The following is a 9,536-nucleotide window of genomic DNA, read 5'->3' as shown; positions in this document are numbered from 1 at the left end:
GCGTAATACTGTTCGTTTTTTACCTCTTCTTTTTCAACTACAACTATCGTATCAACTGATTCTTCTTGAAGTTTCAAAGGAATGTATAAAACTACCCTTTGCTTATAAGCTGCAGGAATAATCATCTTTTGAAGATTATAATTATCTTTGATGATTTTCAATTCACCATTAATAATGTGTCCTATGAACCTATCATTTAGTTTTTTCACAATTTCAGGTAATCGCTCTTTTCTCTCAAAAAGATGCAAATGATTTACCCTAAAATCCAATTTACTATCAAAAATGATTTCATTTTTGAATGTATCATAATCGCTTAAAGATTTAGGTATTTCTAAATCATCTAAAACTCTATCTCCATTAGAACAAAATTTTCTAAAAATATATCCTCCATTTTCCTGCTTTTCAAAGCATGCAAATATTGGAAAAACACCTGTACTATACAAACCTGTATTGAAACATGCCTTTGTTTTGTCTTTATTATAAGTAATAATATCAGGATAGCTTTTATTTTCATAAATGAACTCAAAATATTTAAATAGATAAGAAAATAAAATATTATTTCCGTTTCCCCAAAATTCTTTTTGAGCTATATTAGAAAGCTCTTGGAGTGTATTTAGAAAATTTGGAAAATAGGCAAATTGAAACAACAAAGGTTTCTCTTCAACTTTGTTTTGAATTTGATCACGATTTGAAGTCTTGTTTCTTGTGGTAGCTTTTTTAACATAAACTAAAGAAGGTTCGTTTTCATCTTTTTCAAGATCAAAGTCTGCTTCTATTAATGCCTTACTACAATTGATTTTTAAATCATATTTTCTTTTCAAATATTGACTGATATGTCCTGTAGTAACATGGTCAAATTTAGTCTTACTATCTTCATAGGCTTCCAAAATTAATTTTTCTATGTTTTTTTCCACGCTAAAAACCTAATTGTCCTTTCTTATAATCTTCTAAACCTTTCAATAGTCCAAAAAGTATGTCAGAATCAACCGCTCCTTCAATAGGAGTGCCTATTACTTTTCCTGTTGGAGTTAAAATATAAGTTGTTGGAGTTACACCATTAAACAATAAGTCTTTAGGTATTAATCCATTGGCATTTAAATCAGAAATAGCAACAATGAAATTTTTGTTAAGGTATTCCATTAAATCTCTATTATTTAACACATCATTCATAAGCTTGTGACAATATTCGCAAGTGTTTGAAACCACAAAAAAAATCATTAATTTTGCTTCTTTTAATGCTTGCTTTTGTGCTACATATACATCATCGTAGATTTTAGCCTCTAGCACTATAGGGCTAAAGGCTAAAAAGATGACTAAAAATAAAATTCTTATTTTTTTTATCATGCAATATCCTTTTTAGAATAATCCTGCAATCTGATTTGCAATTTTATCTTCTAAAATAGGCGTAGCTTCAGGAAGTTTAAGTCCTGTTTTCACAGCTTCTGCAAAAATAATAGTATTTTTTTCTATATATTTGCCTTCATAAGTTTGTTGTGTATTATTGATTTGATTTGAATTTAAATGTCCTACTTTATCACTGCGAACATTTCCGCCAAAGCTATTTAAAAAGCCTGAACTTTGGGAATCTCTTACGCTAGCTTGTCCGCTAACATTACCACTAGAAGTTAAAACTTTACCATCAGCTTTTTGCTTGATATTAATATCTACTTGCATTTGCCAAATTGTATCTTCGGTAAGTTTTCCTAAAAGTCCTCCTACTAAAGCACCTGCAGCACCTGCAGCAACCATACCTCCTGCACCGCCGCCATTATAGCCACTAACTGCCACACCTGTAGCACCTCCTGCAACAGCACCGCCTACAGCATTATTTTCTTGTTTTTTATCACAATATAAAATATTAGTACTTAAAATATAATTTGCTTTATCAGGATCATCTATAACTTTATATCCTTTAGCTTCCAAAGCACTTCTTAATTTAGGTTCTAAATTTACATCATGTCCGCTTGTATTTTTGATATTTAAAAATACAATTCTTTTTTCCTTAGCCACAGGATCAAGAAAAATACTTTGACTCATTGTTGCATTAGTTTGTAAAGTAGTTGTTAAACAACCTGTGAGTAAACTAGCTGCCAAAACGCTGCACATTCCTGTTTTAAAAATAGTTTTATTTATTTTCATTGTTTTCCTTTTTGTTAAATATTTTTTCAAAAATTTCTTTGACATGCTTTTTGAATTTAGTGCGTTCCTCTTCTGTTTCGCCTGTTAAATTATCTAAGCCTTTTTCTAAAGCTTTAAGAAACTTTCCAAAATAATCCTTTTCCTCCTCTTCTGAAAATTCTTTAGAAATTTTAGATTCTAAGTAAGTTCTAAAAAATTCTGTTTTATTTGAAACAACTTCTAAGTATTTAAGAGCTTTTGCTTCTATCTTATACTTATCATTTACAAAAATATCAACTAGATCTTTAAAATTTAAAATATTTTCAATCTCAATAACTTTTATAATATTGATTGTATTTGAAAGTTCATCAGTTTTGATATTACTTAGAATTTCAACTGCATTTTTTTCCATTTTTCTCTCCTTTTTTATTTGTGAATTTGTTTTTTTTGTTTTTATTATTTCAACTTGTTTTTCCTCCTCTTCTTCTAATTCATTAATACTTTTATCAAGGCACTTAAGATGTCCTACCATCGAACTAAGATTATAAGCTCTTCTTAATATCCCATACAAATTTGCTTTATTATCTTCTGTTAGAATGTGATAATTATTAATTAGTTCTAAATATCTTTCTTCGGTTAGTGCGTTAAAAGATGCTTCATCTAAAATAGAATGAATTAATTCTTCTCTTTGATTAAATAAATCATCTTTACGCTTTTCAAGAATTTCCATTCTTATTTCCGCTTCTTTGATTTCACACTCTTTTAAAAATTTTTCTTCGCTTGCTTTTTCCTTTTCTATTTTTATGAGTATTATTTTTTCTTTTAGCTTTTTAAAACAATTCATTTTTCACTCTTATTTAGTATAAAAATTGCTATTCATGTTTTGAATAAATCTTGCAAGTCCATCACTTTTAGCTTGTTTATTTATTTCGCTTAAAGCATAATTAATGCTTGCTTCACCATAAGCCACAAAATACTCTTCATTGGTATCTGCAGGCGTGTTTGTCATTTTCTGATAATCTTCTACAATAGGATCATAGTTTTTAATAAAAATCACAGCAGGAACTTTAGTAATATTAAATCTTCTAGTTACTTTTGGATTAATTTCAATATTGTAATAATAAAAATTATTTTTATCTTCTTTATTTTTGTTATTAGGGTCTTTAACTAAAAGATCTTGCAAATAAGAAAAAGTAGGATTAATATATCTTGCATCATTTCCAACCAATCCTCTTAAAACAAAGGTTATATCGGTTTTTACATTTTCAAGCAACTTAAAATAGTTTTGAATGCTTGATTTATCCATTGAAGAAGAGATTACTATGAATATTTTTTCATTAGGATTTAAATATTTGTTTGTGCTGATAAGGTGTTTAGAATTTTCCATTTGATTAATCATATCTTTAGTATTTTGCGAATACTCGCCAAGATATTCATTAAAATTCATACTTTTATCATACAGAATATAGTTTTGGTTATCAACAATCTTTTTTTCAAAAGCATCGCTTCTTCTCATATCGGAAACAATTTTAGCACTTTTATTAGCCTCTGCGCTTTGGTTAAACTTTATGTCATATCTTTTTTTTATTTCATCCTTTGTTAAATTCATATCTTGCCTCATAGAACTAAGGTTAAAATCTTTAGTGTTTTTATAAAGCTCATCGACTGAAATTTTATTTTGCATTGCAGCTTTATCTTTTAAATATTTATTATGAAATATTTGTTCTTTTGTCAAATTATCATCAATTGCAAATAATGATGAACATAGCAAAATAGAACCTATGATTTGTTTTTTCATTTCTTTCCTTTCTTGTTAGTTTTTTCCAAGCTCTATCATTTTATGAATAGGAGCTGTTTTTTCAATATGCTTAAAAACAACCAAGCAATCTTCGATTATAATGTTTGCTTCTTCTTCAGTAAATTTTTCATTAAAAAGTGTAATTAAATCCATTTTCATGCACTCGTTTAATTTGCTAAAATCTTTATCATCAAAGCTATTAATAATTGAAGCTAGGTATGCTTTATGCGTTTCACTTTTTTCGTCAAGCCTTTTGCTTACCCTGCAAATAAACAAAGTTATAGTGTATAATTTTCTGTCTATTTTAAATAATAATGAAAATAGTTTTTCCCAAATTTCTTTATCAGAAACAAGAGAAATAATCTTTTCTAAGGCACTGTTCTCAAGTTCTGAAATAATATTTTTTTCATTTTCGTACAAAGACAATTCATCAATTAATTGATTTAATTCTTGTGAAATTTCATTTTTGTAAGTATTTTCATTCAAGCAAGGCTCTTTTCCAAAAAAAATAAAGTTTGGATTTGCATTGAAGGTTTTGATCAATCTTATAATAAACTCGCTTGTTGGTCTCAATTTTTTATTTTCGTACCTTGAAACAATTGCTTGATTGATGTTTAAGTTTTTTGCAAATTCTGATTGAGTTAAATTTAATCTTTCTCTAAGTTCTTTTATAAACACAACAAAACCTCCATTTTATATACTAGAATGCACAACACTCTTTTTTCTTAAAAACCATAAAAGTGAAATTATCTCCTGCTACAGGATAATTTTTGGCAAAGCTCCATAAGATACCACTTTGTCCTATGCCCATACCCATAGGATGTGGAACAGGTGCTAAAATTTGCAATCTATAGGAAGATTTTCTCCAAATAGGCATAGGGTATTCTCCGCAAAGCCCTAATTGTCCTGCACTTTCCCAAAGTATTAATTCTCTATGAAGTTTATAAATCATAGAACCTGCAACAGAAGCAGCATCCTCAACATAATCTTTTGAACCTGTATTACCTGAAAGTGGGTAAGCATTCCCCCAAGAACCCTTGCACCAAAACAATGGATCTAAAGCCACATTGGCTTGAGCCGATACACTATCTGCCATACAAGCAAGATTTGAAATAGGATTGCCAAATAATAAAGCTTCAGGATTAATCAAGGCTGTTAGCTCATCATCTTGCCATAAGGGATCTACTTCGGTCATATAAGCTATATCCACGCCACTTGTAATATTCATACATGCAGCATCAATTAAAATTCCTACCATACCAATAATAGGATATATATAATAGTGAGATTGATAAAAGACTCTTGCTCTATCATGTCCATCACCTTTGGTTCCTTTTGAAGCTGTAAGCATTTCAGGCATACCAAAACCTAGTCCCACAAAACAATAAGGATCTTTTACGCTATCTAGCATTCTACTAGGCTCAAAATATCCTATAGGAATTCCTATGCGAAAAAATAAAGGTGGTGGAGCAGGGCATATACATATAGGAGAGCCTACTGAACCTTGCGGATCAGGCATAGGTCCTTGTATAACTTGTATCCCTGCGATACTAATAGGAAAAATACATTCCCAACAAAGTTCTGTTAGGCTTATAAGTATTTGACTTGGATTTGGAGCACAAACAGCTTTAGTCTCGCTTGGGTGAAAAAATAAACAAGCAGCAGCTACTGCGCTGATTAAATGAGCCTTGAATTTCATATTAATTTCCCTTTTTTTAAATTTCTTTTATGCTTAAATTATTGTCAACGATTTTAGTTTTATTATTCTCCATGCAAGGAATACAAATTTCATGAATCTGTATCTTATTTTCAATTTGTTTTATAATGCTTGGAGTTTTTTCTATCTTAAATTTTTCGCGAATTTGTGGATTCAAATAAAATACTTCTTGCTTAAACTCTTGGTTTAAATCATAGTAACTTCCTTCTGAGAGCAATAATCTATAAGAAACTTGATTAGAGAAACCACTTTTTTTAAACCATTCAACTTCTTTTTTATTGTTACCATTAATAACTACCATTGCATATGAAAGCTTTACATAATCAGCAGGATTAAATTTAAAACCCTTTGGATATAAAATATCTCCATTTGCATTTTTAATATCTTGATCCAAAGTGTATGTTAAGTCAGGATAAAAGATTTTATCTTCAAGGGCAGGTTTTAATGGAATTAATCCTTTAGGTTGATAATTTTTGACATTTTCTCTTGCTTGTTCTCGAGTCTTGAAAGCTTTTTGTTCTATTTGTGCTTTATTTTTTTCAATGAATTCTTGTATAAGCTCTATCATATCTCTTTCTGCAAAATCTTTAGTTTTGCCTAAAACCATTTCTTTGCCGCCGCCTGCGTATAGAATACTAGCTAAAATTATAGTACTAAAAAATATTTTTTTCATATCTATCCTTAATTATTTATCTTTTTCTAAAATTGCATTATCAAATAAAAATAAAGTATTGTTGATGATGTCATCTTTGTTTGTAAGTCCTGATTTAACTCTTTGCCAAATTGCTTCTCCTTTTGAATTTCTATAAACAAAGAAATTTTCAGGAGTTGTTGCAAGTTTAAATTTCGAAATTAAGTCTTTACGCTCATCTACATTAACATATTCAACATTTACACCATAATCACTTTGTAGCGAGCGATATATGCCTTTTTGTTTTTCATTAATTTCTTTATTTAAATCGCTAACAAAAACAACATAAGAAAAATCATCCTGATGAGCTTTATAAAAATTATTTATTTTTTCTTGTTTTTGTCTAAACATTTCGCTTCTACCAAATTTGTCATCACGAATTTCTGGATACTCTAAGTTTGGATTTTCCAAAAGGTTTAAAGCCCAAACTTTAGCAAATTTTTCAGATTGGTCAACTTGCCACTTATTCATAATTTGCATTGTCATCACATTTGTTTTTGTAGGATTCATGATGGCTATTTTTCTAACTTTTTCGAAGGTTTCGGTAAATTCTTCGGCTGTTAAAAGATCTAAATTATTTAAAGGTATAGAAGCAATAAATAAATCATCTGCATTCATTCTTTTTTGGATTTTGGTTTCATTTTTTTCTTGTGAGTTGTTATTATCAGCAAGCTCGTAGTAAAACCAACCACGCTTTGAGTCTCCAAAAAAAGTGCTTGCTTGTAAAAAACAAGCGAGAACAAGAATTGTAGTAGATATTTTCACCATAAAAAACCTTAAATTATAAAATATTTGAATAATTATATCATTTTTTTAAAAAAAATATATATTTGAAATATATATTTATTAAAAATGTTAATAAATATATACAATAAATCACTAACAATAAATTTTAAAATATTTTTATATAATTAAGTTTTTTTTAATAATTAAAATATCTTTTTTATTATTGAAAAATAATATTTTTATTCTTAAAAACAAAATATAAAAATAAATGTTTTCTTAATTTTGATATTTTTTTGCCGCTTTTCTTTACAATTTTTAATTATTAAAATAAAATTAAATGAAATTAGTATTAAAAAATATTGTTTTTTATATGATTAAAAAAATAAAAAAATTATCTTGTACTTTTCACGAGCAAAAATTCAAAGAGAAAATTACAGCAAAACTATATTTATTTTGATTTATTTTTTTTGTTTTTTTATCTATCATTTTTTATTTTTATTTTTATTTTTTTACCTATCTTCACTCTAAAATTTTTGTAAATTTTTCAATTAAAAAATACTCCAAATCCAAACCCACGAAAAGACAAAAAATAGTTTTAATTAAGCATTAAAAAGTCTAGGTTTAAGCAAGGGCATTTTTATACCTACCCTAAAGCAAAGAATGCCTATTTTTAGGGACTTTAATTTTAAATTAAGCATTAAAAAGTCTAGGTTTAAGCAAGGGCATTTTTATACCTACCCTAAAGCAAAGAATGCCTATTTTTAGGGACTTTATAGCACAACTTATTGCGATTTGTCTTTTTTTAAAAATTGCACCTAAAAAATTTTTGTACCTACCATACATTAACTTCGTTAATAATATTGCCATTTTTATACCTACCCTAAAGTATTTTTAGCCTTTGAAATAGAAAAGTCTTCTTCTCGCCCTTTATCACCTCATTTATCCCCCCTTCTTTATCCGCTACATTTCATTGAATAATTTTCATCATTTATCCCCTCATTTATCACCCCCTTTATACCCCATCTCCCATTCCTCCCTATCTTGCATTCTACGCATTCAAATCTCATCTTAACGCTATCCTTAACACAAATCCTTATAGCCTTTTTCTCACCACTATTTCAATCCTAAATCCCTGTTTATTTTTAGCCACTTTTGATATAAACTATACCCACATATAAAAACACTCATTTCATACCCAAGTTTAATAAAAATACGGTATAATTCCACAAAACTACCAAATACATAGGAGCATTTATGCCTAAGACAGATACAAAACCAAACGCAAAAAACCGAATATACAAAGCCATAGAAACTTGGTTTACCAAAATCTACATAAGCAAAATAATCCACAAAGAGAAAAACGACAAATTATTTATCAATGTAACTAGCTGTCTAGCATTCATACTCTCAATCTATGGCAAAACAGATGAAAACAAAAGCAAAATGACACCTGCTGTTATAGCTTATATCAAAAAAACAAAAAACACTTTTATTGCCAAACTAAAAAGAGTTAAAAACCATGAGAGCATTATCGATTTACAAGCCAAATACCCAAAGCTTGATATAGTTTCAGCCTATCAATTCCTAACCCTCAAAGATAAATTCAAAATTACCAAATCAGAAATCCAAGATTTTGAAACACTAATCGATATTCTTTCAAAAAACGCCCAAAAATCAAAAAAATAACCCTAAAACGATAAAAACATTAAAAAAATCATTTTAGCCTTTTAAAGGCTAATTCTGTCATTTTAAACCCTATATCCATTCAAGATACCCACTTGCAATCAAAAAAAACACAAAAAAACCTACAAAAATCGCAACACAAAACAAAAACCACAGCCCATTTCAAAACTGCAAAGCATTTTTGAAAATTCGCAAGAACTTCTAAAATAAGCCCTAGCTCTCATATTATCGCTATAAATCAAGCACAATCAAAAATACACGCCATGAAGAAAATTTTGCAGTTTTTAGCTCTAAAGTCTATTTTTGCCAAAAATCTTACACAATAACTCGATTATCAACAATGCTTAAAAACCTACAAAATAGATATTTTAAAAGCTTTTTACAAATCGCAAAATGTCGGTAAAACATTGATGATTACTTGCCCGCAATAATAAGCTTTAAATGCCTATATTTGGGCTATATTATTGCATTATGCCCATTGGCTCAACTTTTTACATTTTTTTCAAAAAAAGCAAAAGAACCTAAAAATAAGGGTTTTAACATAATAAGCCCTAAATATTGATATTTTATTTTTTATTACACTTTTTAGTATATTTTTTCAACAATAAAAATTAAATTAATATTAAAAACCCTATAAAATAGTATTTTAAATAAACTCTTTTTTGTAGTTAAGTTGTAATAAAGTTGCACTCAAGTTGTAATAAAAATAACATTAACTACATATTAACTACACTTTTACTTCAAAAAACATGCAAATTTTCACATTTTTGTAGTTAAAGTGTAGTGAAAGTGTAATAAAGTTG

The 9,536-nt window shown here is 28.2% G+C and carries 11 protein-coding genes; 1 reads left to right on the top strand and 10 read right to left on the bottom strand.

Translation table 11 applies throughout. The features are described 5' to 3' along the window. From AJ939_RS10470 to AJ939_RS11015, 10 genes are all read right to left on the bottom strand, one after another. Window positions 1-914: DUF3825 domain-containing protein (locus AJ939_RS10470; RefSeq protein WP_070283391.1), on the bottom strand; the 914-nt coding region annotated here is incomplete at its 3' end. Between the two features lies 1 nt (window position 915). Further along, a complete protein-coding gene (locus tag AJ939_RS10465) occupies window positions 916-1,344 on the bottom strand; it encodes a thioredoxin family protein (protein WP_070274978.1) in 429 nt (142 codons plus the stop codon). 12 nt (window positions 1,345-1,356) lie between these two features. After that, the gene (traT, locus tag AJ939_RS10460; protein WP_002840159.1) at window positions 1,357-2,139 is read right to left on the bottom strand and encodes a complement resistance protein TraT; all 783 of its coding nucleotides are present in this window, start codon (window positions 2,137-2,139) and stop codon (window positions 1,357-1,359) included. Continuing rightward, window positions 2,126-2,962: a hypothetical protein gene (locus AJ939_RS10455; RefSeq protein ID WP_070275241.1), complete on the bottom strand. Its 837-nt coding sequence runs from the start codon at window positions 2,960-2,962 to the stop codon at window positions 2,126-2,128. Before AJ939_RS10455 ends, traT begins: the two co-directional genes overlap by 14 nt. A 9-nt stretch (window positions 2,963-2,971) precedes the next feature. Next, window positions 2,972-3,916 (bottom strand): TrbC family F-type conjugative pilus assembly protein, encoded by a 945-nt coding sequence (locus AJ939_RS10450; protein ID WP_002821102.1) that lies wholly within the window; start codon window positions 3,914-3,916, stop codon window positions 2,972-2,974. A gap of 15 nt (window positions 3,917-3,931) precedes the next feature. After that, window positions 3,932-4,594, bottom strand: coding sequence for a helix-turn-helix domain-containing protein (locus AJ939_RS10445; RefSeq protein ID WP_070275240.1), 663 nt, complete (start codon window positions 4,592-4,594; stop codon window positions 3,932-3,934). 22 nt (window positions 4,595-4,616) lie between these two features. Beyond that, complete coding sequence (locus AJ939_RS10440) at window positions 4,617-5,615, bottom strand: TraU family protein (RefSeq protein ID WP_002794785.1); 999 nt, start codon at window positions 5,613-5,615, stop codon at window positions 4,617-4,619. A gap of 16 nt (window positions 5,616-5,631) precedes the next feature. Further along, a complete protein-coding gene (locus AJ939_RS10435; RefSeq protein ID WP_070283452.1) occupies window positions 5,632-6,306 on the bottom strand; it encodes a chromosome segregation protein ParM in 675 nt (224 codons plus the stop codon). A gap of 12 nt (window positions 6,307-6,318) precedes the next feature. Next, a complete protein-coding gene (gene traF / locus AJ939_RS10430; RefSeq protein WP_186820560.1) occupies window positions 6,319-7,092 on the bottom strand; it encodes a conjugal transfer protein TraF in 774 nt (257 codons plus the stop codon). Window positions 7,093-7,740: 648 nt separating this feature from the next. After that, window positions 7,741-7,917 (bottom strand): hypothetical protein, encoded by a 177-nt coding sequence (locus AJ939_RS11015; protein WP_186820918.1) that lies wholly within the window; start codon window positions 7,915-7,917, stop codon window positions 7,741-7,743. Window positions 7,918-8,304: 387 nt separating this feature from the next. Here AJ939_RS11015 and AJ939_RS10425 point away from each other — a divergent pair, with 387 nt between their 5' ends. Continuing rightward, window positions 8,305-8,736, top strand: coding sequence for a hypothetical protein (locus AJ939_RS10425; RefSeq protein WP_070283451.1), 432 nt, complete (start codon window positions 8,305-8,307; stop codon window positions 8,734-8,736). The last annotated feature ends 800 nt before the right edge of the window (window positions 8,737-9,536 follow it).

Source organism: Campylobacter sp. BCW_6889, from assembly GCF_001762535.1.
In the GTDB taxonomy this organism is placed as follows: domain Bacteria; phylum Campylobacterota; class Campylobacteria; order Campylobacterales; family Campylobacteraceae; genus Campylobacter_D; species Campylobacter_D jejuni.
This window is presented reverse-complemented; position numbering and strand designations above follow the sequence as displayed.